The sequence below is a fragment of the Erysipelothrix larvae genome, from assembly GCF_001545095.1.
GTDB lineage: Bacteria > Bacillota_I > Bacilli_A > Erysipelotrichales > Erysipelotrichaceae > Erysipelothrix > Erysipelothrix larvae.
Genome location: NZ_CP013213.1, coordinates 2286427 through 2310729, shown reverse-complemented (window position 1 = coordinate 2310729; position 24303 = coordinate 2286427). Strand labels below are relative to the sequence as shown.

General features: G+C 35.0%; 23 protein-coding genes and 1 other RNA gene. 19 read left to right on the top strand and 5 right to left on the bottom strand.

Annotation, left to right across the window (positions count from 1 at the left end; translation table 11 throughout):
* The first annotated feature begins 128 nt into the window (after positions 1-128).
* Together AOC36_RS10715 and AOC36_RS10710 are read left to right on the top strand one after the other, a co-directional pair.
* Positions 129-2099 carry an alpha/beta hydrolase family protein gene (locus AOC36_RS10715; RefSeq protein ID WP_067634143.1) on the top strand — a complete coding sequence of 657 codons (1971 nt, stop codon included), beginning with the start codon at positions 129-131 and terminating at the stop codon, positions 2097-2099.
* A gap of 296 nt (positions 2100-2395) precedes the next feature.
* Positions 2396-3889, top strand: a complete 1494-nt coding sequence (locus AOC36_RS10710) for a sulfatase-like hydrolase/transferase (RefSeq protein WP_067634141.1) — start codon at positions 2396-2398, stop codon at positions 3887-3889.
* A 67-nt stretch (positions 3890-3956) separates the two neighbouring features.
* Here the strand turns inward: AOC36_RS10710 and AOC36_RS10705 are convergent, their stop codons facing one another.
* On the bottom strand, positions 3957-5879 hold the full coding sequence (locus AOC36_RS10705) for a BglG family transcription antiterminator (protein WP_067634139.1): 1923 nt from the start codon (positions 5877-5879) through the stop codon (positions 3957-3959).
* 149 nt (positions 5880-6028) lie between these two features.
* Here AOC36_RS10705 and AOC36_RS10700 point away from each other — a divergent pair, with 149 nt between their 5' ends.
* The 4 genes from AOC36_RS10700 to AOC36_RS10685 are packed head-to-tail and all read left to right on the top strand — an operon-like array spanning position 6029 to position 9353.
* A complete protein-coding gene (locus AOC36_RS10700; RefSeq protein WP_067634137.1) occupies positions 6029-6340 on the top strand; it encodes a PTS sugar transporter subunit IIB in 312 nt (103 codons plus the stop codon).
* 3 nt (positions 6341-6343) lie between these two features.
* Entirely contained in the window at positions 6344-7579 is a 1236-nt protein-coding gene (locus AOC36_RS10695; protein ID WP_067634135.1) for a PTS sugar transporter subunit IIC, read from the top strand.
* An 18-nt stretch (positions 7580-7597) separates the two neighbouring features.
* The gene (locus AOC36_RS10690; protein ID WP_067634133.1) at positions 7598-7930 is read left to right on the top strand and encodes a PTS sugar transporter subunit IIA; all 333 of its coding nucleotides are present in this window, start codon (positions 7598-7600) and stop codon (positions 7928-7930) included.
* A 1-nt stretch (position 7931) separates the two neighbouring features.
* Positions 7932-9353 carry a glycoside hydrolase family 1 protein gene (locus tag AOC36_RS10685; RefSeq protein ID WP_067634131.1) on the top strand — a complete coding sequence of 474 codons (1422 nt, stop codon included), beginning with the start codon at positions 7932-7934 and terminating at the stop codon, positions 9351-9353.
* A gap of 263 nt (positions 9354-9616) precedes the next feature.
* Here AOC36_RS10685 and AOC36_RS10680 read toward each other — a convergent pair whose 3' ends face one another.
* Positions 9617-11515, bottom strand: a complete 1899-nt coding sequence (locus tag AOC36_RS10680) for an endonuclease/exonuclease/phosphatase family protein (protein WP_067634129.1) — start codon at positions 11513-11515, stop codon at positions 9617-9619.
* 271 nt (positions 11516-11786) lie between these two features.
* Here AOC36_RS10680 and AOC36_RS10675 point away from each other — a divergent pair, with 271 nt between their 5' ends.
* The 9 genes from AOC36_RS10675 (at position 11787) to AOC36_RS10635 (ending at position 19657) form a co-directional block, all read left to right on the top strand.
* Positions 11787-13190: an ISL3 family transposase gene (locus AOC36_RS10675; RefSeq protein WP_078055020.1), complete on the top strand. Its 1404-nt coding sequence runs from the start codon at positions 11787-11789 to the stop codon at positions 13188-13190.
* A 235-nt stretch (positions 13191-13425) separates the two neighbouring features.
* Positions 13426-14220 carry a PTS mannose/fructose/sorbose/N-acetylgalactosamine transporter subunit IIC gene (locus AOC36_RS10670; RefSeq protein WP_067634127.1) on the top strand — a complete coding sequence of 265 codons (795 nt, stop codon included), beginning with the start codon at positions 13426-13428 and terminating at the stop codon, positions 14218-14220.
* Positions 14213-15043 carry a PTS system mannose/fructose/sorbose family transporter subunit IID gene (locus AOC36_RS10665; RefSeq protein ID WP_078055163.1) on the top strand — a complete coding sequence of 277 codons (831 nt, stop codon included), beginning with the start codon at positions 14213-14215 and terminating at the stop codon, positions 15041-15043. The genes AOC36_RS10670 and AOC36_RS10665 overlap by 8 nt, the downstream gene beginning before the upstream one ends.
* A gap of 19 nt (positions 15044-15062) precedes the next feature.
* On the top strand, positions 15063-15533 hold the full coding sequence (locus AOC36_RS10660) for a PTS sugar transporter subunit IIB (protein WP_067634123.1): 471 nt from the start codon (positions 15063-15065) through the stop codon (positions 15531-15533).
* A gap of 24 nt (positions 15534-15557) precedes the next feature.
* Positions 15558-16403 (top strand): MurR/RpiR family transcriptional regulator, encoded by an 846-nt coding sequence (locus tag AOC36_RS10655; RefSeq protein ID WP_067634120.1) that lies wholly within the window; start codon positions 15558-15560, stop codon positions 16401-16403.
* A gap of 3 nt (positions 16404-16406) precedes the next feature.
* Positions 16407-17330 (top strand): N-acetylmuramic acid 6-phosphate etherase, encoded by a 924-nt coding sequence (gene murQ, locus AOC36_RS10650; RefSeq protein ID WP_067634118.1) that lies wholly within the window; start codon positions 16407-16409, stop codon positions 17328-17330.
* A complete protein-coding gene (locus AOC36_RS10645) occupies positions 17327-17740 on the top strand; it encodes a PTS sugar transporter subunit IIA (protein WP_067634116.1) in 414 nt (137 codons plus the stop codon). Before murQ ends, AOC36_RS10645 begins: the two co-directional genes overlap by 4 nt.
* Before the next feature lie 57 nt (positions 17741-17797).
* Positions 17798-18565 (top strand): sulfite exporter TauE/SafE family protein, encoded by a 768-nt coding sequence (locus tag AOC36_RS10640; RefSeq protein ID WP_067634114.1) that lies wholly within the window; start codon positions 17798-17800, stop codon positions 18563-18565.
* Between the two features lie 135 nt (positions 18566-18700).
* Complete coding sequence (locus AOC36_RS10635) at positions 18701-19657, top strand: alpha/beta hydrolase (protein ID WP_067634112.1); 957 nt, start codon at positions 18701-18703, stop codon at positions 19655-19657.
* Between the two features lie 2 nt (positions 19658-19659).
* Here AOC36_RS10635 and AOC36_RS10630 read toward each other — a convergent pair whose 3' ends face one another.
* Positions 19660-20427 (bottom strand): hypothetical protein, encoded by a 768-nt coding sequence (locus AOC36_RS10630; protein ID WP_067634110.1) that lies wholly within the window; start codon positions 20425-20427, stop codon positions 19660-19662.
* 100 nt (positions 20428-20527) lie between these two features.
* A complete protein-coding gene (locus AOC36_RS10625; RefSeq protein WP_067634108.1) occupies positions 20528-21259 on the bottom strand; it encodes a response regulator transcription factor in 732 nt (243 codons plus the stop codon).
* Positions 21260-21463: 204 nt separating this feature from the next.
* On the opposite strand from AOC36_RS10625, the gene AOC36_RS10620 reads away from it, so the two are divergent.
* The 4 genes from AOC36_RS10620 to AOC36_RS10605 all read left to right on the top strand — a co-directional run bounded on the left by AOC36_RS10620 (position 21464) and on the right by AOC36_RS10605 (position 23662).
* Positions 21464-21721, top strand: coding sequence for a hypothetical protein (locus AOC36_RS10620; RefSeq protein WP_067634106.1), 258 nt, complete (start codon positions 21464-21466; stop codon positions 21719-21721).
* Positions 21722-21859: 138 nt separating this feature from the next.
* Positions 21860-22207: a transfer-messenger RNA gene (gene ssrA, locus AOC36_RS10615) on the top strand.
* 162 nt (positions 22208-22369) lie between these two features.
* Complete coding sequence (locus AOC36_RS10610) at positions 22370-23029, top strand: transposase family protein (protein ID WP_067634103.1); 660 nt, start codon at positions 22370-22372, stop codon at positions 23027-23029.
* A gap of 21 nt (positions 23030-23050) precedes the next feature.
* The gene (locus AOC36_RS10605; protein WP_067634101.1) at positions 23051-23662 is read left to right on the top strand and encodes a transposase; all 612 of its coding nucleotides are present in this window, start codon (positions 23051-23053) and stop codon (positions 23660-23662) included.
* A gap of 82 nt (positions 23663-23744) precedes the next feature.
* Here the strand turns inward: AOC36_RS10605 and AOC36_RS10600 are convergent, their stop codons facing one another.
* Entirely contained in the window at positions 23745-24296 is a 552-nt protein-coding gene (locus AOC36_RS10600) for a LemA family protein (RefSeq protein ID WP_067634099.1), read from the bottom strand.
* Positions 24297-24303: the final 7 nt, after the last annotated feature.

Genomic DNA, 24303 nt, shown 5'->3' with positions numbered 1-24303 from the left:
GCATGAAAATATTATTAATTTTCATTATTGAGATTACAGAAATAATTAAGTAAAACGAATATTTTATGCTAATTCCCTTGTTTATTTAAATGTAAACGGTAAAATATATGCAAAGGAGTATTTAGAATATGAATAAAATTACAATTCAAGATATGAATCAGTTTAAATACCTTTCAAATCTCACAACAAGTCCGCTATTTTCGAAAATGGCTTTTGTTGTATCAAAACCAGACTTGAAAGAGAACACCTATACTCATACCCTAATGTTCAGTGATGGTGTTAACCATTCAAAAGCGGTAGACATTGGGAAAAGTAGCCAATATTATTGGGAATCTGAAACTTCGATTCTTGTACCCTATGCGAAAACAGAAGATGAAAAGAAAGCAGTTAGCGAATCAAAGACTGTGTTGTATCGCTATGACTTAAATTCGAAGACATTTGAATATGCGACAACATTATATCTTCCAGTATCAAATATATTTGTTGAAGACAAATCAACATGGATCGTATTTAGTGCATTAAATGAAAATGAGCATGGAATCTATGAAGATCCAGCGAATCGTGATGATTACATCAATGCTACAAAAGAAGAGCGTGAGTATGTCGAAATATTTGAAGAAATTCCATTTTACTCAGATGGTGGTACATTCTCCCGTGGTAAGAATGTTCAAGCGTTCCGCTATAATCCACAAACCAAGGAACTTAAACGACTCTTTGATAAAGATGTTTCTGTTGGTGTACAAAACTTCCAACGAGACTATCATAAGCTATACTTAACAGCAAAAAAAGAAACCGGAGTGGGTTCATTCTTCCAAGATGGGTATGTTTATGATGTTCGTTATGACAAACTGGATAAACTGTTTGAGAATGATAATTTAGCAATTAGCTACCTATGGGAGCAATACGGTGCTGTTTACGCAATGGCTGCAACACACGATACCTTTGGCATCAATACGAATAAAGATATATACATTCTTCGAGACGGAAGTCTTGATAAATCCTATGACTTTGGACTTTCTGGCGGAAATTCAGTAGGAAGTGATGCTCGTCTAGGAGGTAGCCGTACCTACCGTGTTGGGGATAATGGTCTTTCATTTGTTGGTACCTACCACGATCGTACAATGCTTTATACTTTTGATTCACATTCATTGAAGACAGAATATGCGCCACAGGGTTCTATTGATGGTTGGGTAAGCTTTGAAAACCGTGTTTATGCGATTGGACTATTTGGTCAAGACCTTCAAGAACTTGTGACATTAAATGAAGATAACAGTGTGACACGACGTTCATCATTCAATAAAGAAATCATGAGTGATAAATATGTCGCAACACCAATTCATCATGAGTTTGAGAATGATGGTGTAACACTTGATGGTTGGGTCCTCTTACCTAAAGACTACAATCCATCCAAAACCTATCCAGCAATCCTAGATATCCATGGTGGACCAAAGACGATTTACAATGATGTCTATTACCACGAGATGCAAGTTTGGGCTAACGAAGGATATGTTGTATTCTTCACAAATCCACGGGGTGGTGATGCTTATGGGAATGAGTTTATGGATATCCGAGGAAAATATGGAACCATTGACTATGATGACATCATGAAATTTACCGACATTGTACTCGACGCGTATCCAATTGATCCAAAACGTGTTGGTGTGACTGGTGGATCATATGGTGGGTTCATGACAAACTGGATTGTATCTCATACAAACAGATTTGCTGCTGCAGCGACACAACGCAGTATTTCAAACTGGATATCGTTCTATGGCACTTCAGACATTGGGTACTATTTCCAACCCGATCAAACTGCGGCTGATCCAATTGATGATATGGAAAAAGCATGGGAGCAATCACCACTAAAACATGCACGTAATATCACGACACCATTGCTCTTTATTCACAGCGATGAAGACTTCCGTTGTCCAATTGAACAAGGACTTCAGTTATACACTGTTGTGAAAAAACAAGGGGTAGATACACGCTTTGTGTGGTTCAAAAATGAGAGCCATGGACTATCTCGAGGAGGCCGTCCGAAATCACGTATTAAACGACTTGAAGAAATCACAAGTTGGATGAATAAATACCTTAAGTAAGATAAAAAACCAAATTGATGGTTGCTGATTCCTTTAAGAAGGAAGGCAGACCATACAATTTGGTTTTTCTTATTTACGAATATTAAAAGATTCATAATGATAGTAATCGTTCATATGATATAATACACCTGTCAATATAGGTTGGGGGAAACATGATATTTTACGGAAATATTAGGCGTTATAAATGGATTTCATGTGTTGTTTAAACAGCACCTTTTTTGCACGTTTATGAAACATTAGGTCAAAAAAAATCAAAGATTGACTAAATCAATGGTCGATTTTTGTGTGGAGGGAAAATGAAAAGAGAAAAATATAAATTATATACGGTAATATCAGCACTTGTTTTGCTTATTTCAATTTTTATATTTGGATTCACGGCATGGATGGTCATGAATTTTGGGGATGTGAGTTTTGAGCAATATTATTTCAGTATCACATCACCCACTGATGGGACTCCGATGAGTTTCTATCTTAAGATTCTACAATATGTACTCCTGATAATCGTGGTTACGATACTGGTTTCACTGGTATATGTAAGAATCTTAAAGAAAGTAAAAGCACGCATGCTTATTAAAAAGATTGGATTGGGTCTTGTTACATTGTCGATATTTGCGGGAAGCATAGTATATATGAACACAAGTCTTAAAATATCAAAGTATTTCTTTGCGGATAAAACAACGTTTTTTGAAGAGAACTATGTACTTCCATCGTCTGAAATATTGAAGTTTCCACAACAAAAGAAAAACCTCATCTTTATTTATGTTGAATCGTATGAAACTACCTATTTATCAAAAGAGCTGGGCGGAAATGTCGACAGGAATCTCATTCCAAACTTAACAAACATTGTGAACGAGAAAGGGTCGATTAATTTCTCGAATACCGATAAGTTAGGTGGTCCATTCCAAGCACCTGAAACTGGCTATTCTATTGCAGCAATGTATGCTTCACAATCAGGACTTCCTTTTAAAGTACCAACCAATGGAAATGATTATGGAAACCTATATGAGTTTGCACCAGGAACAATTACACTTGGTGATATCTTGAAGAAGGAAGGATATAACACGGAGTTCCTAGTGGGTGCGGATGGCGTATTCGCAGGTGTAAATAACTTCTATAAAACACATGGAGACTTTAATATCCTTGACCTTACAATTGCGAAAGAAAAAGGACTAATTCCTCAAGACTACTCTGAATGGTGGGGGTTTGAGGATAAGAAACTCTTTGAGTTCTCAAAACAAAGACTTGAGGAAGTATCTAAACTTGATGATCCATTTATGATGGTTATTGAAGCAGATGATTCCCACTTTCCTGATGGTTATACCGATAAGTCTTGTCCAACTGATTCTACACAACCCTATGAAAACTCTATTTCATGTGTTGATGGAATGGTGAGTGATTTTATTAAATATGTTCAAGCACAAGATTACTATGAAGACACCGTGATTATCGTTCATGGCGATCATTTAAGCATGGAGAAAAACTACTTCAAGACACTCGATCAAAATTATCTTCGGACAACGTTCAATGCTTACATAAATGTAGATGATGCTTTGATTAAGGCGGCAAAAAATAAAAATCGTGAGATGTATATTATGGATGTTTTCCCAACAACACTTGCAGCAATTGGAGTTGATATTAAAGGGGATCGTTTGGGACTGGGAACAAACTTATTCTCCAATGTACCAACACTCTATGAATACTATGGGATGGATCATGTCAATGAGCATCTTTCAAATAAATCTGAGTATTTCTTTGAAGAGTTTTTATTTAGTACGAAAGAATATAAATAAGTTGTTGAAACAAAGTACAGTAATAAGTCAATATAAATCGGTTTATGCAAAAAAGTGGAATACGTAGTTATTTGTAAAGGGAGAATAAGCGTTCAATAAACATAGTGTAGCTTTCTGATTCTAGAAGATAAGATACATTAACTGGATTGATCAATATCTCGACTAGTGTATCAAATAGGATTGAAAAATTATTCATATCATTACTGTTTACGCCAACCAGAAGAACAAGATTCACACTAGAATCTCCCCATTGAAGTGGTTCTTTGCTTAGGTATGTATAGATAAAGCTTTTCTCTACGGTGGTGGACAAGGAATGAGGGATTGCAACTGTTTTAAAGTTTGTGCTCGAAAGTTTTTCACGGTCAATGATATCATGAATGAAATACTTGCTCGTATACCCAAACTTCGTTGTTTGCTTTGTAATCCATTTGATAATATCAAATCGAGTGTAATTAGTCGTTGCTTTTACAGCATAGAGATCTTTGTTAAAAAAATTTAAAGCGATATTTTTGAATTTTTCTTTATAATATTCTGAAATTATTAGACTAATACGTGTTTGAATATCTTCAACAATACGTGGTGTAAGGAAGTGACCAACGTAGATATGTTTAGGTGATTCTTTGATTGTTTCAGACATTAGAATAATGTCTGATGCATCTTCTAAATTAATATCGTATTCACTTACTGGAAGAATTCTTATAATTTCAAGGCGGTCGTTGAAAGTGTTATTGATTTCTTTTATCAATGTGTTGTGTAAATCATAGTATTCAATATACACAAAAATTGCTTTAAGTTTCATAGATTTTTGATTAATCAGTTGGAGATGACCTCCTACATGTATTGCAAAATATGATATCTCATCTTCATTGATGGTTATGTCATATTTTTTTTGAAGCTTGTATGCCATATAGACTGCTATGTCATAAATAAAGGGATTTTGATTTTTAAGTTGCAATTTAAAGGGATTGATTGTAGTATGATTTGCTTTGACTCGATTCATTAAGTTATGTACATGGATTGTAAACTTAACGAAGAAATTCTCATCTAGACTATCGATATAAAACTTGCGCTCAATTTTGCCCATGAGAAACTTAGCAATCTCTATAATTTCGTCATCAATATAATCACTAATATTTTCCGCATTAATGATCGAGAAGTCGATTGAGGAAGTATTATTATCAATAACGAGTGTTAGTTGATATATTTCACTATCACTAATTGTTATATTAAAGGTTGAGTTGATGAGGTTCGTAATTTCTATTGCGACCTGATACGATAGTGATTTTGAAAAATCATCGTTAATGTATTGTGGTGGCAACTCCTTCTTATTTTTGAATCGGTCAACCATAATCACGACGTGAAGAACGATCGCATTGAGTGCATAATCATTTGCAAAAATATCATATGACAACATAATATTGCGGATGTCTGATGAAATGTCATCAAATTTATAATAATCAATGAGAATTTTCATCTCATTTGTAAAAGTATTACCGCTAATATTTCTTTTCCCAATAATCTCATTCATGAGCTTGCGCTTATCGAGTTCATCACCGAGTATCGAGACATGGTTTTGTTTAATTTGAATCTCAAGATTATTTTTTATTAGTCGTTTCTTAAGATTCTGTAAATCACTCTCAATCGTGGCTAAGCTGACGAAGCATTCATCGGCTAAATCAAATATGTTCGTGGTTTTTTCAGCGAGCATTACTTGTATTAGGTAGTCACGTCTTTGTCCAGGTGAAAAATTCGCGATGCTCTCAAGAGTATCCGGTTGTGCTTGGTAAATAGAAGTATATTTTTCTTTGTTTAAAACATACCCTCGATTGCTAGAAAGAACTAAAGAATCGAATGTTTGGTTAATGGCGTGTACATATTTACGAATTTTTCTTGTTGATACGTTGAGTGAGTTTGCAATCATCTCCCCAGTTAAAGTCTCATTTTCTTTGAGTAGTTCGATAAGAAGCTCTTGTTTCGCATTTAAAACCATTTTGATCATCCCCTTGCATTACTTCCCAATATAATCATATCAAGTAATAAAAATCATATTCTATATGTTTAGTTCCTCATAGGTGGAACTTTATATAGTGGTATCAAATTTTCATTACAAATATAATCAAAGTATAGGAGGTAATAATTATGGCAAGACAGATTTTATTATTATGTGGGACAGGAGCGTCTAGTGGTTTTATGGCGAGTAATGCGCGTTCAGCTGCTAAAGATATGGGTGTAGACTTAACATTCATAGCAAGAAGTGACGCTGTTGTTGAAGACTATATTGAGGATTCTGCATTAATAATGGTAGGACCTCATTTGAGCTATATGGTTGATGATTTAAAAGAAATCACCGAAGAATATGGTGTAAGAATCGAAATTATTAGCGAAGAAATATATGGACAACTTGATGGTAAAGGGTTGGTAAACCAAGCGCTAAAATTACTGGGGGAATAATATATGCAAAAATTTATGGATTGGATGTCTGGAGATTTTTCAAAAGCAATGAATAAAATTACCCGCAACCCGTGGGTTGCAGGTGTACAAGAATCACTACTAACAATCATGCCTGTAATTTTAATTGGGTCAATTGGTACGTTTGCTGGAATCTTTCAAGAATTAATACCTGGATTCCCAGATCTATCAGCATTGAGCAATTATTCGTTTGGACTTATGTCGCTATTTCTAGCGTACTTGATTCCTGAAGCAATTCTTACGAAGAAAAGACGTAGACGAATTGCGAAACAAGCAGGATTAGCTGGTATTGCATTTTTCATGATGATCATTTCTCCAATTTTTGATGCAGACGGCAACATGATTGTTCAATTTGGAAATTTAGGATCTGGAGGGATGATTGCTTCATTGGTATCAGGTGTCTTTGTATCATTGGTTATGAATATATTTTCAAATCTTTCATTTTTCAAAGAAGACTCTTCATTACCAGACTTCATTACAGTATGGTTTGATACATTAATTCCTATCGCACTCATTATTTTATTTGGTTGGGCACTAACAGAGTTAGCGGGATTAAACATATTTGATCTAATTTACCAAATGTTCTCACCATTTATCAAAGTTGGTCAGTCATTCTGGGGCTTTGTAATATTAAACTTCTTGGGATACTCCTTCCTTTACACTTTTGGTATCTCAACTTGGCTTCTCTATCCGATTATGTATGCAATCACAAATCAGGCATTTAGTGCAAATCAAGCACTAATCGCTGCCGGGGGTAGTGCTCAATACATTCATACATTAGGAACTACAACGTTCTTTAGTATTGGTGGAGGAGGAATGACTTTAGCACTTAACATAATGATGCTAAGAGCGAAGTCAAAAAAGGTTAAAACAATTGGACGATCCACAATCGTGCCATCAATTTGTAATATTAATGAACCAATTATCTTTGGAGCTCCAGTGGCATTTAATCCAATTCTAATGATTCCAATGTGGATAAATGGATTAATTGCACCGGTACTCACTTATATTCTGATGAGTTTAAATATAGTCCCAATTCCGACTCGGTTGTTTGGCTTTTGGTACTTGCCTGGATTTATCAGTGCTTACTTTGAATCCGGTTCATTTGTATCAGTAATTTATTGGTTTGTACTATTTGCGATTTCGTGGGTGGTATACTATCCATTCTTTAAGGTATTTGATAATCAATCGCTTGCTGAAGAAACAGCAAAAGCTAATTAATAGAATCGGGGGTAAGTTATGTTAACAAATGAGAAATTAAACCAAACAGCGATGGAAATCATTCTCCATGCTGGGAATGGTAGAAATAAGATTCATCAAGCACTTAAACTTGCGATTAGTGATACTGATGCAAGTCATAAAGACAGCGTTCAAACGCTTTTAAAAGAGGCAGGTGAGGATATCAATAAGGCACATCGAGTACAAACGCAAATCATGCAAGATTATATCGAACAAGATGTTTCGCCAACAATTTTATTCTCGCATGCACAAGACACACTAATGACAATCATTGCAGAAAAAAATATGGCAAAATACATGATGGAAATAAATTACAAGATCGGGGTGAAATAATATGTCAAAATCACAGTTTCCTAATGGATTTTTATGGGGAGGTGCAATTGCTGCAAACCAAGCAGAAGGTGCATGGAATATTGACGGAAAAGGTCCATCAATAATGGATATAGAAATACTTCCAGAAAAATATTCACTTACATCGATTTTAGGATATTCGCATGATGATGATTCAATAGAATTTGCACTAAAAGATGACGATAGCTTGTATCCAAGAAGGCGAGGAATCGACTTTTATCACACATATGAAAGTGACCTTGAGCTAATGAAGGAAATGGGTTTCACAACATTTAGGACATCGATAAATTGGCCGAGGATTTTCCCAAAAGGAATAGAACAAGAACCCAACAAAAAAGGATTGGAATTTTATGATCGATTAATCGGGAAAATTGTAGATTTAGGCATGGAACCAATCATCACAATCTCTCACTACGAGATGCCTGTGTACCTAGTGAAAGAATATAATGGATTTGCTTCTCGCGAAGTAATTGATTTCTATCTTAACTTTGCTACAACGATTGTAGATAGATACCATGACAAAGTAAAATATTGGATTCCGTTCAATCAAGTAAATTGTTTAGACGGTTGGGGAGAGTATGGGTCACTTGGATTAAAAAGAGGCTATGACATTCAGACAGTATATCAAGCAGTTCATCATCAGTTTGTGGCTGCAGCAAAGCTAACAAAATATATCCATGAGAAATGTCCAGAATCTAAAGTCTCAGTGATGTTAGGTGATAATACTGCATACCCTGCAACTTCTAAACCAGAGGATGTCTTTGCTACAACTCAGAGAAATCAAATGCAACAATACTTCTTCTCAGACGTAATGATAAGAGGTTCATATCCAGGGTATGCGAAGCGCTATTTTAGTGAAAAAGGGATTAGTTTATGCATAACACAAGAAGATGCTGAATTGTTGAAACAAAACCCTGTAGACTTTCTCACATTCTCTTATTACTTTACCGGGACTATTGCTTATGAAAATGGTGATATTGTTTCAAAATCCAACCCATATCTAGAAAAGAATAAATGGGGATGGGCAATTGACCCTTTAGGTTTGAGAAATGCATTAAATCACTATTGGGACCGATACGAAAAACCGATATTTATTTCAGAAAATGGATTTGGTCATGAGGATATTATAGAAGATGGTAGAATTCATGATACTTATCGAATCAATTATTTACGAGAGCACATCAAGTCTATGAGAGATGCTATTGGAGATGGTGTTGAAGTGTTTGGATACACATCCTGGGGACCGATTGACATCGTGAGTGCTTCTCAGGGTGAAATGAGTAAAAGATATGGGTACATATACGTTGATCTTGATGACCGTGGATTAGGGACTGCAAAAAGAATTAGAAAAGACAGTTTCTATTGGTATAAAGGTGTTATAAAATCAAATGGGAAAAACCTATAAGTACCTGTGATAAATAGAAATTAGTTAAACCCTATGGAAATGGAACTGGTAGAATAATCTAGTGTTCATGCCATGGGGTTTTTATAGATTTTAGTATAGGGTTTCTAATAAATCAGAATACTATACAGAATATTTTCTACTAAGTAAAAAAAGACGAAAACCATAGACATATATATATTCAAAGAATATATTTTTCTGTTTATGATAATACGTCTTTTTTCTTTAAACTGAGTGGTATTTATATCGTAAAGTTGATGCCTTGATTACTCTACGTTTATGAAAATCGATGATTCTAAGATAAGATTTTCATTCGATATTCGTGAAATTACCACGGTTCCTTTCTTTAAAGCAGTTACCACCCCTGAAGCGTCAACTTCCGCAACACTTGGATCACTTGTTACCCAATGATATGAGTAATCGGTAGCGTTCGTTGGATAGCTAATTGTTTCAAGAGTTTGTGATTCTCCAATTTTCATTTGGTGGGATCCCTTAACGGTTAACATTTGTGTTTTTACTGTTTCTGACAATTCAGCAGATTTAAGGAATAGTTGCCCTTCGGAATTTGAGAACTCGATGCTAATAATGACTAAATTCACATTAGGAGCGGTTACAAATGTTGTTAGGAATGTTTCGTAATTTTCGTTAATTAAAAGATTGTTTTTAAGCTGTGTTGAATACGTTTTTATTTGTGCACCAAGACGATCAAACTGCTGGATCCGCAGTGTAAATTCACTGGAATCAACATTATTTCCCTTAACATCAAATGCTAGTTTGTAAGTTTTATTTCCTTCTAGTTGAAGGAGTTGATTCAGTCTTGCATAACCATTTCCCATCAAGTTGGAAATTGATATAGCATCATTTTCTTGAATCGCTGACACAGCAGGGTTATTGCTTACAACACTCCATCCAGGTTTAATTCCTCCGTAAGCATCTGTATTAAGCGTGCTCGTGAGCAGGTTTGAGCTGTTCTTAATTGTTGTATTAGCGGGTTCACCATAGACCATGACTTCACTCAATACAATTTCACTTGAAGATTCGATGGATACTTTCACAAATTTAGCATATTGATTACACTCAATTTCAACCAGATCAGCCATATCAAAGGCAGTGTTATCAGTATAGTTTTCACCATCTAGAGAGAATGAAAGGGCAGATGCATCGACCTTTTTGTTGTTAGTATAAAGCTTAACATCAGATAAGTGATAGATTCTGTCGAGTTCAAGTGTAATTTCCACTTCTCCTACAGTCTTCCAATTGTTATTTGTAATACCATCAACAAGTATATAGTTATCTTGTTCTGATTCAGGTAAAACAGTTACGAGTTGTGCAAGTGCGATATTTCGATCTTTAGGTGCTACGGTTTCGACTGTAGCATCGTCAAGTAATTTAAGATCACTGTATAACATTTCATGATCAGATAAATCACTGGAAATAGATTTAAATCCATCAATTTGAATGTTTTTTGTGACGAGAATATTATCTATTGAATATGACTTCATTGCAGGGTCAGCTTCTTTATCTGGGAAGGTTTCGATCCAACGATCTTTATATCCGTTAACATAAGTAAACTGTTCTGCAAACATTTTATATTCTCTGTTATTCTGATCAGCATTAAAGTCACCAACGATAATCTTGTATTCATTTTCATCGTTGTTTACACGGTCAATTAGTTCTTGAAATTGACGTTTTCGCAAACTTTCATTTTCCCAACTTAAATGAACGTTATAGAATGATACAACTTTTCCTTCTTTTTCAAACACTACTTTTTCAATAACTTTTGTAGCATTGCTACTTGTTGATTCAACTGGAATAGATGCAGATTGAAGAAAAGCGAAAGAAGATACAATACCGAGTCCAAAATATCCATTCGCATAGTCCCTTCCTTTAGCCCAGTGTAAATGCTCGTAAGTCTCGCTTTTGAATTCAGAAAGCATATCATAATCATTTCGATCATTATTGATATCCACCTCCTGCAAACCTACGATTTCAATATTGTTTGAAGTAATCTGGTCGAGCATATCAGGTACGCTGCTATCAGGGTTTGCTCCAATATTCCACGTTGCGACTCTTAAGGTCGTTCCTTTATTATCAGATGAATCGTGAGACTGACAACCTACTAGTAATAGGCAGCAACTCAATAGAAATAATGCGTATCTCTTCATAATTATCCTCCCTTGCTTATGAAAGCGCTACGATTAATTTTATACTAACACATAAGAAACGATATTACAACATCAGAATATAAAACTATAAATATGAAATATCGTTTCGTAAGTTATATATAATAGGGTATTATCTTAATTTTTTCTGGGTCAATCACTTTTTATGTGGGATTGCCTGTGAATGACATTTGTAAAATAATAACAACTTGAATGAAAAAAGACCTTACTGTAGAATTTATTTTGCAGAATAAACAAACAGGAAGGTCCATACATGAATTATACACAGACACTAACCCAATCACAAGAACTATGTTTAAATCATTTCTTAATCCCTAATACACTCCGTGGATTTCATAACACCAACACCACAATCGAAACAACAAGATCCCAAAGAGATGCTTATTGCATGCATGGTATTTTAGAAGTTCAAGAAACAGATAAAGTATGCAGCGGTTGTGGTAAGGTGATGCATATAAACAATCGTAAACCGTGCACACTAAGGCATTTAAGTATTGGTGCAACACTGATGCATGTTCGTTTTGATAGACCCCAATTCTATTGTGTTTCTTGTAGGAATTCAAAGATGCAGAGTGTACCGTTTAAGGCTGAAAACCACTTTATTACTATTGAACTTGAAAACTATACAAGAGACCTACTCAGTATTGGAACATATACCCTCAAGCAAGTCGCTGAGATTACAGGATTAGGGAAAAACACTGTTAAAGCCATCGACCTCAAACGCTTGAAAGAACTCTATACAATTGATGGCGAGGTACTAAAGAAACCAGAGGACTACACACGATACCTAGGCATTGATGAGTTTAAACTCCATGATGGACATAAGTATGCAACCCATATTATCGATATGGAAACGGGTCACATTTTATGGATTGCACACGGAAAGAAGAAGCAAGTCGTCTATGATTTTATAGAGCATGTTGGCCTAAAGTGGATGGATCACGTTGAAGCTGTTGCATGCGATATGAACTCAAATTACCAAGAAGCGTTTGAAGAAAAATGCGAACACATCCAAGTTGTATTTGATCATTTTCATATCATCAAAAACTTTAATGATAAGGTCATCAACGAGGTTCGCAAGGATGAGCAAAATCGTTTGAAGAATGAAGGGAATATAGAGGCTGCTGCGGCACTTAAGAAGACAAGATACATCTTAATGTCATCACGAGAAACGCTCATTAGAAAAGACAATGAAGCCAGAAATGGAAAGATTATCAAGGAAGGCAGTTCTTTATTTAATATACCCAACATTACGCGTAAAGAAGGTCATGAAGTACGTTACGATGAACTATTGAAAGAGAATGCATTAATCTTCACACTGGATGTGGTAAAAGAGAAATTGCGCTACGCATACACCCTTAATGATGAGAGTAAAATGGCAGATGAAATCAGTTCAATTGTCGAAATCTGTCAAGCTACAAAAAACAAACACTTTCAATGGTTTGGACGACTCTTAGACAATCACTTTGAAGGAATCATCGCTCATGCAACTATTAAGATTTCTGCGGGTAAAATAGAAGGTATCAATAATAAAATCAAGACTCTACGAAGACAAGGTTATGGTTACCCTGATGATGAATACTTCTTCTTAAAGTTAATTGATGCAAGTAGGAAAACCTATGTTAGGAATGTGCCATCCCACAAGATTTGTGATTGAACCTTTTTTCTACTATTTGCTTGGATATTTTAGTAAAGAGAAACTATTTTAGCAATTTAAAAAAATAATATTGAGTGAATTATTTTGGATGGAAAAGAAAATTTCTCAAAACAAGAAATTTGATTTCATATAAAAAAATATTGATAGACATATTGTAATGGCGTTTCATCTGTGTTATATTAGACATATAGTGAAAGCGCTACACTATAACATTAATAATGTTAAGGAGGAAAGTATGGGAGACTTAAATATCTTTATAATTGCAGTTCTCGTAATTTATGTTGGTATCGCTGTAATCGATCAAATATCAATTCAATCTGGACTGTATTCGCCACTATTTGCAGCAACATTTACAGGGTTTATGCTCGGAGATCTTCAAACAGGTCTAATAATAGGAGCTACATTGCAACTAATGACACTTGGTGTAGCAACTTATGGAGGAGCGACTGTACCGGATTATCTATCTGGGGCAATAATGGGAACCGCATATACAATAATATCTGGTAACGGGGCAGAATATGGCATTGGTTTAGCAATTCCTATTGGTCTTTTATTGACACAATTGGATGTACTTGGAAGAATGTCAAATACAATAGTTCAAAGAAAAGCGGATAAAGAAGCATTAAAAGGGAATGCAAGAGGTGTTGAGATTGCGAACTTACTAGGATCAATTCCATGGATGTTATCTCGTATGATACCCGTATTCGTTGGATTAGCATTTGGTGAAACTGTAGTAGTTGCGATTAATAGTTATATCCCAGCATGGTTTATGACTGGTTTAAAAGCAGCGGGTCAAATCTTGCCAGCAATGGGTATGGCAATCTTACTACATTACTTACCAGTAAAACGTTATTGGGCTTATTTGGTTATTGGATTTGTAGTCATTGCTTATGGATCAAGTATGTTCTCACTATTAGCGGTTGCATTACTTGGTTTAGCACTAGCAGGAATTCATTTATCGAGACAAGGAACACTTGTTGGACAAACAGGATTTGGTGGAGATGATGAGGAGATTGAAATCGATGGCTAATCAACATAATAAACTTACTAAAAGTGATATAAATAAAGTATACGTTCGAAATCTATTTGGTCTACAATTAGGATGGAACTATGGAAAAATGCAAGGTCTTGGTTATGCTTATGTAATCATGCCAGCATTGAAACGGCTCTATGGTGATGATCCTGAAGCAATGAAAAAAGCATTGGATATGCATCTTGCATACTTCAATACAACACCTGCAATGTCCCATCTAATTATTGGGGCAGATATGGCAATTGAAGAAGAAATGGGTATGGAATCTGAAGAAGTTGTTCGCGGTCTAAAAGCCGGGCTCATGGGACCATTTGCTGGTGTAGGGGATACATTATTTATTGCCATCTACCGAGCAATAATATTCTCAATTGCATCATATATGGCACTTGATGGAAATGCATTTGGACTTGTAATTCCTTTAATTGGTGTTATCGCTGTCATGTTTGTAAGATATAGATTTACTTATCTTGGTTATGAACAAGGACGTAAAATTGCTACAGAATTTGGCAATAAGCTACGTTCACTTACTGAAGGAGCATCCATATTAGGGTTAACGGTTGTAGGTGGTTTAGTTGCATCAGTTATTACCTATAAAATTGACCTAACATTTAATGTTGGGGAAGTATCGATGGTAGTATCAGAAATGCTTGATAAAATCATGCCTGGGTTAATACCAGTGCTTATAGTTTTCATGTCATATAAATTGTTAGATAAAGAAAAAATGACTTCAACTAAACTAATCTTTGTACTTATTGGATTAGGAATGGTACTCGGAAATCTTCAGAATATCTTGAATATTATTGTTGGAATATTTAGTTGACTAATTTAGGAGGTAACTTATGAATATCGTAAATGCAAGAGTAGACGAAAGGCTAATACACGGTCAAGTCGCAATGGTATGGACTAATACGATTAAAGCAGATCGTATTGTGGTCGTGAATGATGAAATTATCGGAGATGAAATGCAGATTGCAGCATTGAAGATTGCAAAACCAGCAGGTGTCAAACTATCCCTTTTATCAAAAGAGAGGGCCTTAATACGCTTAAGTGACAATAGTTATGATGGACAGAATATATTTTTGATAACTAAAACTGTTGCGGATATGGTGTTCTTAGCAAAGAACCTCAACCTAAAATCAATCAATATTGGGAATGTTGCTGCTAAAGATGGAAGCAGATCAATCAAGAAGTCAGTAAGTCTGACTGAAGCAGAAATATCACAATTACAAGATTTGGTAAATGATGGTATAATAGTGACAGCTCAAATGTTACCAACAGAGACAGACTCATTAATTACAACAATGTTTTAGATATAGATAGAGGAGGTGGCCTAAATGAGTATATTATTTCAGGTTAGAAGTGAATACCAGAAATTAAGCAAGACTCAAAAGCAAATTGCCGATTTCATGTTCTTGCATGTTGATGATTTTGTGAAACTAACAGCGCAAGAGATTGGTGATAGAAGTTCCACTTCCTCTGCTTCAGTTGTACGCTTTGCCAAGTATTTTAATTTTGAAGGTCTAGAGGAGCTTAAACGACAATTAGTAATTGACTCGAATGTAGGCATTGTACCGATAGACCCTATAATCATGCAAAATGATAGCACCGAACAATTAGCAGAAAAACTAGGGGTTGTTATTGAAAATGGGACTAAAGATTTCTTTTATCAACTTGATGTTGAAGCGTTAGATAAAGCGATTGATATAATACAAAACTCTAATAGAATATTTATTTTTGGAGTTGGTGCATCATCGCTTCCTGCTTACGATCTATATCATAAGCTCAATAGAGTTAATAAGTCAGCAATTTTTAACTTCGATAGTCACATGACTTTGGAGTTTATTAATTATGCAAAGAAAGGTGACGTAATAATTGCATTTTCATACAGTGGAAGAACGCTTGAAGTTATTTACCCTGCTGAAGTTGCAATAAAGAACGGAGCAAGTGTCATTTCAGTTACTAGAGATGATAAATCACGTCTTGCTCAAAGCTCAAGTGTTGTCTTGAAGATACCTGATTCAGAAAACTTAGTAAGAATTGGTGCAATTACTTCAAAGATCAATGCAATGTTAATGGCTGATTTACTCTATTTCGGGTATATAAATCCACGTCTTAGCGAAATAGAGGAAGGAATCGTTTCTACAAGTAAACTAACATCACTCTTGAAATCAAAGGAGTAATGAATGAACAATAAAAATATGATTGCTGATCTATCTACAGAATCAGTAAATGAGGAATCGAAATCAATCGATGTTTTTAGTGCGCAAGAAATTGTAAAAATTATCAATGAACAGGATAAAGTTGTTGCAAATGCAATTCAACCAAGTATTGATAAAATCGCATGTGCCTCAATTGAAATATCAAAAAGATTTAATATGGGTGGAAGAATAATCTATATTGGTGCAGGTTCATCAGGACGTATTGGCGTACTCGATGCAGTTGAGTTACAACCAACATACAATGTTCCCAGTGAAAGAGCATTCGGAATAATTGCGGGCGGAATAGGTGCAATGTTCCAAGCAGTTGAAGGAATTGAAGACAATTATGAAGAGGGTGAGAATGACATTCTACAAGCAAATGTTTCCAAACTAGATGTAGTTATTGGAATTGCTGCAAGTGGAAGAACGCCATATACACTCGGTGCACTGAATAAAGCAAACGATTTAGGTGCATACACAATTGGAATAACAAATAATCTTAATAGTGAAATGTCAAAGATAGTTGAGTGTTCAATTGAAGTTCCCGTTGGATCAGAAGTAGTCTCTGGATCAACACGCATGAAAGCTGGAACATCTCAAAAGATGGTAGTTAATATGCTGTCCACAACAGCAATGATCTTATCTGGTAAGGTCTATGATAATTATATGGTTCATGTCCAAGCTACAAATGAGAAACTCGTATTGAGAGCAATAAATATGATACATGCGATTACTGGGCTATCCATTGAAGACTCAACTGTCCTGTTTAATAGTGCAAATTATTCAGTAGCCAACTCAATCGTTATGGAGCTTGGTGATGTAACTTTGGAAGTTGCAGAACAGGCATTAATAAAAGAAAATGGAAATGTTAGAAAAGCAATTCAATTTGTAACGGGGTTATCAAAATGAATAGACAACTTTTAATTATTAGTCATGGTTATCTTGCAGAACATTTTTTGAATGCTGCAAAAATGATTGTTGGAGACATATCGAATGCAGAAAGTATTTGCATGACACATGATATGGGACTTGATCAGACCTTAGAGAAAATAAGTGACTATTTCAATATACATAAGAATGAAGAAATATTAGTCCTAGCAGATTTGTTTGGAGGGACTCCTTTTAATGCAGCAGTAGTTGCAAAAAAAGACAGACAAGATATTGAAATTATTACCGGTGTTAATTTAGGGATGATCATAGAGTATGTTACTTCACAAAACCTAGGACTACAAGAAATCTCTGACCACTTAAAAGAAGTTGGGAGAAATGGTGTTCAAGGTCAAATGTATGACTTTGATGACGATGAGATAGATTTTTAGTTCATTCCAATTATAAATATTTATTCTGAAACTGATTAAACAGAAAAGGGGTGAATCATGACATTGATTTATGGTGTTGTTGTTTTGATTGCGACGACACTTGGAGCAATGAGTGGAATGGGTGGCGGGGTAATCATAAAACCTGCACTTGATCTTATTGGGTATCATGATGTCCAAAGTATTGGTTTTTATTCTTCTTGTGCAGTTTTGGCAATGGCAATAATAAATATGATTAAAAGCTTTAAACGTGAAAAAAACTTTGACTACAACACAGTAGCTTTAATATCAATGGGTTCGATAATTGGTGGTTTCCTTGGGTCGAAGATACTAAATCTTTTACTCATGAGATATGGAGAACGTACTGTACAGTTGTCCCAGTCAATACTTTTGATAATCATTCTACTACTGGTTGTAATACTAGTTTCTACCAGTATATTATCGTATAATTTCAAATCAAAGCTTCTTGTATTATCAATAGGAATCGTTTTAGGGATGCTTTCTGCATATATTGGGATTGGTGGAGGTCCTTTAAACGTTGCAATATTTTGCTTGTTCTTTTCTGTTGATTTTAAAACAGCTACATTTTACTCAATTGCGACGATTTTTTTTACTCAAATATCGACGCTTATTACCATCGCAACAACGAAGGGATTATCCAGTTTTGACCTAATATTTCTATTTTCAATTATCCCATCCGCATGCATTGGAGGGTTCTTAGGATCAAAACTTAATTCTTTATTATCAAGCAAGGTACTAAAAATAGTGTTCAATTGTATACTACTATTATTAATCGTATTAAACTTATTCAACATTATTAACAAATAGAATATATAGAATAATCAGATGTGTCTTTCACATCTTTTTAATATTAATTTCAAAGAATAATGAAGAACCATATATATGCACATCCTTTCTGAATATTTATGTTGTGATACAATAAATATAGTAGGAGGTATTGATATGAAACATATGAGCTATACATTAAGTGAAGATGGTAACAGTACTTTAGATGTCTATCTTCATAATCAATCAAAAGAAATGCGTCCTGTAAATAAAAGACCATTAGTACTCATTTTCCCTGGGGGAGGTTATAGTTTTTGTAGTGATAGAGAAGCAGATCCTGTAGCATTTAAGTACCTAGGTGAAGGGTTCCATAGTGCAGTACTTAGATATTGTGTAGGGGACCAAAGAAACTTCAAAACGGCATTAAATGAAGCATCCACATCAATTAATATGATTCGAACACATGCAAAAGCATGGAATGTTGACCCGGACCGGATATATGTACTCGGATTCTCCGCTGGAGGCCATCTTGCAGCCGCTGTGTCAAATTTAGGCGAACATAAACCAAACGGATGTCTATTAGGTTATCCTGCATTACTTGGCTCTTTCGCTTATCTTATGAACATTGATGCTCCATCATTAGAAACCTGTGTTACAGCACTTACTCCACCAACCTTTTTATTCACAACCTTTGGAGATGATTTAGTTCCGGTTGAAAATACAATAAAATATATGAATGCACTTGAGAAGCATGATGTGCCTTTTGAAGCACATATCTTTGAAAGAGGAGCACATGGATTGTCAGTGGCAGATGCTTCAATCATGAATGATGCAACACAAGTTGAAGCACATTTTGCACGGTGGTTTGATTTGAGCGTTGAATGGATTCGCCTTCAAAACGAACCTACACCAGCAATCCCAGATAACACACTACAAAAACTCATGGAAAATAGCGAAACTAAAGAAACACTCTTAGAACTAATTCCGCTTCTAAAGGATCCAGAGATGATCAAAATCGTTCGAAATTTCACCCTGCAACGTGTTCTTGAATTTTATTTTGGAACACTAGAAAAAGGAGATGCTAAGCGCGCACGTGACCTTATACACAAATCCGTATTAAGAGAATATTTATAAACTTACTGCAGGATCGACAAGCATGATTCACAAGTATCCCCATACTTCTTTATTAATCGATTCTTTTTAAGGTTTGAAATAAGGACTTTGTTGAGTAGTGGAGATTTATTTGCATATGAATTCAGAACTTGAAAACCAAGTGCAGGACATGCAGCAACAATAACACTCGGTGCAAACATAAGTCCTTTTTGGTATGCATCAAAGGCTAAATCTTTTTTGGTGAGTTGTTGTGAGACTATAAGGTACCGGTCAAAAGACTGTTTCAACAGATGGATTGCGAAATTGTGTTGATGCGATTCCTTCAGAATTTCTGGGTGTGCAGCGGTTGAGAGAAATGCGCGCAATTCTAATAGTGTAGGATGGTCATACGAAGCATACAAAGAAACAAACTGATTATAATCATGACGGGCAACGATTTTCAAACTTTCTTGAATGATTTCACGAACACGCCATCGTGGATCGTTCATTGCACATTGGAATACTGGATACACACGAGATCTATATTGATTATTAATGGCAAAATATCCAAACCCCCAAAGTCCAGATAAAACGAGAATTGTTTCTGCATCGTCTCCAGTTGAAGGTGTCTTCCATAGCTTAAATAGAAACTCAAAATGAGCATCATCTTGTTGGAGATTTGAGAACACGGTGGCAAATTCCTCAATTAATTCTAAGTTACCACGCGGTCCAGGGAGATTTGAATGAAGAAGCAGTGTTCCTATAATCTCATCGTGATTGCTAATATCAATGTTACTGTGAAAGTACTTCATGGTGGTTTCTCCTCTGATAATAAGTATTTCCTTTATAATAACAAAAAAGATTATCTAGTAAAATAAGCAAGATAATCAGTTGAAGAATTATTTGATATTATTAATTATTATTTGTCACTTGAAGACAATATTGAATGTAGCGTTGACGAATGTCAGTATATCTCCCTCTAGAAACGCTGATTAACTGATTGTTATTATATAAGTGTATCGTATTTTTACAGATTGATTTAATGTGCTTCATGTTTATGATTGTACTACTATTTGGTCTAATAAATTGTGTAGGATTGAGATGTTTATAGATTGATTTAAGAGAATGCCCACAGATATTTATCGTATCATTTTCTAGGTAAATGATTGGTTTGCGATTTACATATTGAATCAAAACAATATCTTCGCAGTTAATGTCGGCTGGACCATACTCGGTTCTTAAAGTAACCTTTTGGAATATCTTTGAGCACAGGTGTTTCAAAACATCTCCTAATACAATCGGTAAGTCAGCTTTTATCGATTCCTTGAGAATATAGTTTGATATATTATGTTCAAATGCCTCGTTAATATTTCGACAATTTGATGTTAAAAAGACAATATAGGTATCCGGATGCGATGTAAGAATTTTATTTGAAAATTCGAGTCCATTTATGTCCGGGAGATCAACCTCAAGTAGAATAAGATCTGGTTTCACTTGAGGGAAATCGTAAAAAAAATCATCGCTAGTATTGTAGGTATTTAAAGATAATCTTGTAGAACAAGTATAGTTTTGAGAGTTGAGGTAAGAATGCACAAACTCCTGTGTTTCTATATCCCTGTCGATCAGTGCTATGTTAATTGTCATTAAGCGATTCCCCTTTCGCTGTATTACTCATAATTTTACCATATTATTGTCCGAATCATTATGATAAAATTAATTTATAACTACTAATTAGTGGGTTTGATGATGTTTCTTTCCAACAAATCAATCTGCAATATGCTACAATTGTGGTAGGAAAATTAGTTTGTTTTTAGTGCATGATGGAAGTAAAAAAATGGAGGGGAAAGAATGAAAAGAGAAGTTTACTTAACACAAAATATGAGCGACTATACACGTGCTTGTGATAATTTATCAGCACAGGGTATCAAATATTCAACAAAAGTACGATCGCAAAACTCACAATCATTTAGTCTGTTTTCAAGTAGAAGAAGTACGCTGGGTACTGCATTTGAGAATTCAAACCTACAAAATATGTACTATATTTATGTAAACCGTAAGGATTATAAACAAGCTTGTTCTGTGCTAGGTGTGAATAAACCTTTCTAAATTAGCGAACTGTATTCTCAAATAAAAAATGTCTTCATATAACCTATTTGATTTTCAAGAGATTAATGGTATTATAATACAGCGCTTAAGTGATAAAATGTGCAAACGTCTACAGTTTATCTGTTATAATAATTCTATGGGGCTGTCATGGTTTCGACAGGTTCTCGTCTGATTCAGATTGCAGTGGAGTGGTTGCCTTACAACCAAACAAAATTAACTGGAAACAGTAGACTACAATTCGCTGCTTAATACGCTTTAAAGCTGCAGTGTGATCTTATAAGTTTTAGTCTTTGGGCAAGTAAGATCAACTAACCTACAAAGAATAAGCTGTGTGTCGCTCGAACGCATGGACGAAAATCTAAGAGCACATCAAAGATCGCTGTTTGTTCGTTTGCAGCCCTTTGATTATCTCAAACGGAATAAACTGTAGACATCTGAATGTGGGACATTGCTTGGACGCGGGTTCGACTCCCGCCAGCTCCACCATATGATTAAATTCAAAGCACTAGTAAGCGAATTTCGCAGGTTCTTGAAATTCTGGTGTTGGTGAGAAATCATCAACATCTTTTTTAATGTTAATCAGACAATAGAAAAAGACATAGATTTACCTTATACTTAAGTTACTACACACAAGAAAGGAACAAATCTATGTCCATCTCTAATTGTATACGTTCGCTCTTAAATATTAAAGACCCAAACATCATTTTTTCAGATAATTGTGTTTCTCAAGAAACAGTTAAGGGTAAAACCGCTCATATATGCAAAGCAATACTGTCTGTAAACACGCCTCCTCATTGTGTACACTGTGGGTGTATCAATGAGAATCACTCAATTTATAAAAATGGGATAAAGACTGTTTCTATTAAACTACCAAATGCATCAAATACTCCGACAATTCTCAGACTAAAGAAACCTCGGTTTTGTTGTAAGAAATGCAATAAAGGTACAATCGCTGAAACTACATGTGTAAAACCAAATCATTCAATATCAACAAATACTTTTCATGCAGCGATACTTGAATTGAAGTCCAAACGTTCTGTAAAAGATATTGCAAAGAGTTTAAATATCTCTCATACAACAGTCAATAATTGGCTGGGAAACATTCGTGAAGATTTTGTTGTCTCTCTATTGTCCCTTCCTGAACACCTTGCATTTGATGAGTTTAGATCCGTCAAATCTGTAAAAGGTAAAATGTCATTCATTTATATGGATGCAGACTCTGGGAACGTGCTCGACATCGTGCAAAACAGGCTGTTAGGCCATTTAAAGAGCTATTTCAACACATATCCAAAGGAAGTCCGTGATTAAGTTAAAACCATTTCAATTGATATGTATGAGCCGTATATTCAACTTATCAAATCATGTTTCCATAATGCTGAAATCATTACGGATCGTTTCCATATCGTTCAGCACTTGAATCGCGCACTCAATTCGACACGTGTATCGGTCATGAATGATACACCAGACTCAAAGACAAAACTGAAGAACTATTGGAAGCTTATATTAAAAGATAATCTCAAGCTTGATAGTAATGACTGCCGTCACTATCGATGTTATAAACACTTGATGAGTGAATCAATGATCGTCGATGATTTATTGAGAGTTGACAAGACGTTTGAGGAAACGTATTGGGTACATCAACGCTTAACTCAAGCAATCCGAAATAAAAATATAACTTCACTTTTAGAAATCCTGAATGACCCTCCAAAGAACATCTCAATCCAGATGAAAAAAGCAATTAAGACGCTAAAAAAATATGAGACATCAGTCTCAAATGCAATAAAGTATCCTCACTCTAACGGTCGTCTAGAAGGAACCAATAATTTAATCAAAGTAATTAAACGGATTGCCTTCGGTTATCGAAGCTTTGATAATTTTAGAACAAGAGTACTCTTAATTTGTAATACTATGGTAAGATTAGAAATGAAAAGTACTCACTAGAAATCATAGTGAGTACTGTAACTTAAGATTCTATGGATTGAACTCCACCAACACCAAATTTTAAAGAACCGATTTATTTCGGTTATAGGGTTACATTGACATTAGCCCGTTGAGAATCAGTGGTCTCAAAGAAGGCTTCTTTCTTGAACCTAAATAAGGTTGCAACAATGTTCGAAGGGAACATATCAATCTTATTGTTAAGTCTGTAAACAGAGTCATTGTAAAACTGACGCGAGTACGCAATTTTCTTCTCAGTATTTGATAATTCACTTTGCAAGTCAAGAAAGTTCTTATTTGCCTTCAGGTCAGGATAACTTTCTGATAGCGCAAATAATCTAGACAAAGCACCAGAAAGTGATGCATTTGACTGAAGTGCATCCGAAGTATTGTCTTTAGTATGTATGTAGTTGTTTCGTGCACTGATGACATCTTCTAATGTATTTTTCTCATAACCAGCATACCCTTTAACGACCTCAACAAGATTTGGAATGAGGTCAAAGCGTCTTTGTAGTTCAACATCAATTTGACTCTTTTGATTTTCAACCATATTTCTACGTTTCACAAGACTGTTGTACATAACCAAAACATAAATGGCAAGAGCGAATAGTATTGCCCCAATAATATAGCGTTCCATAGGTTTT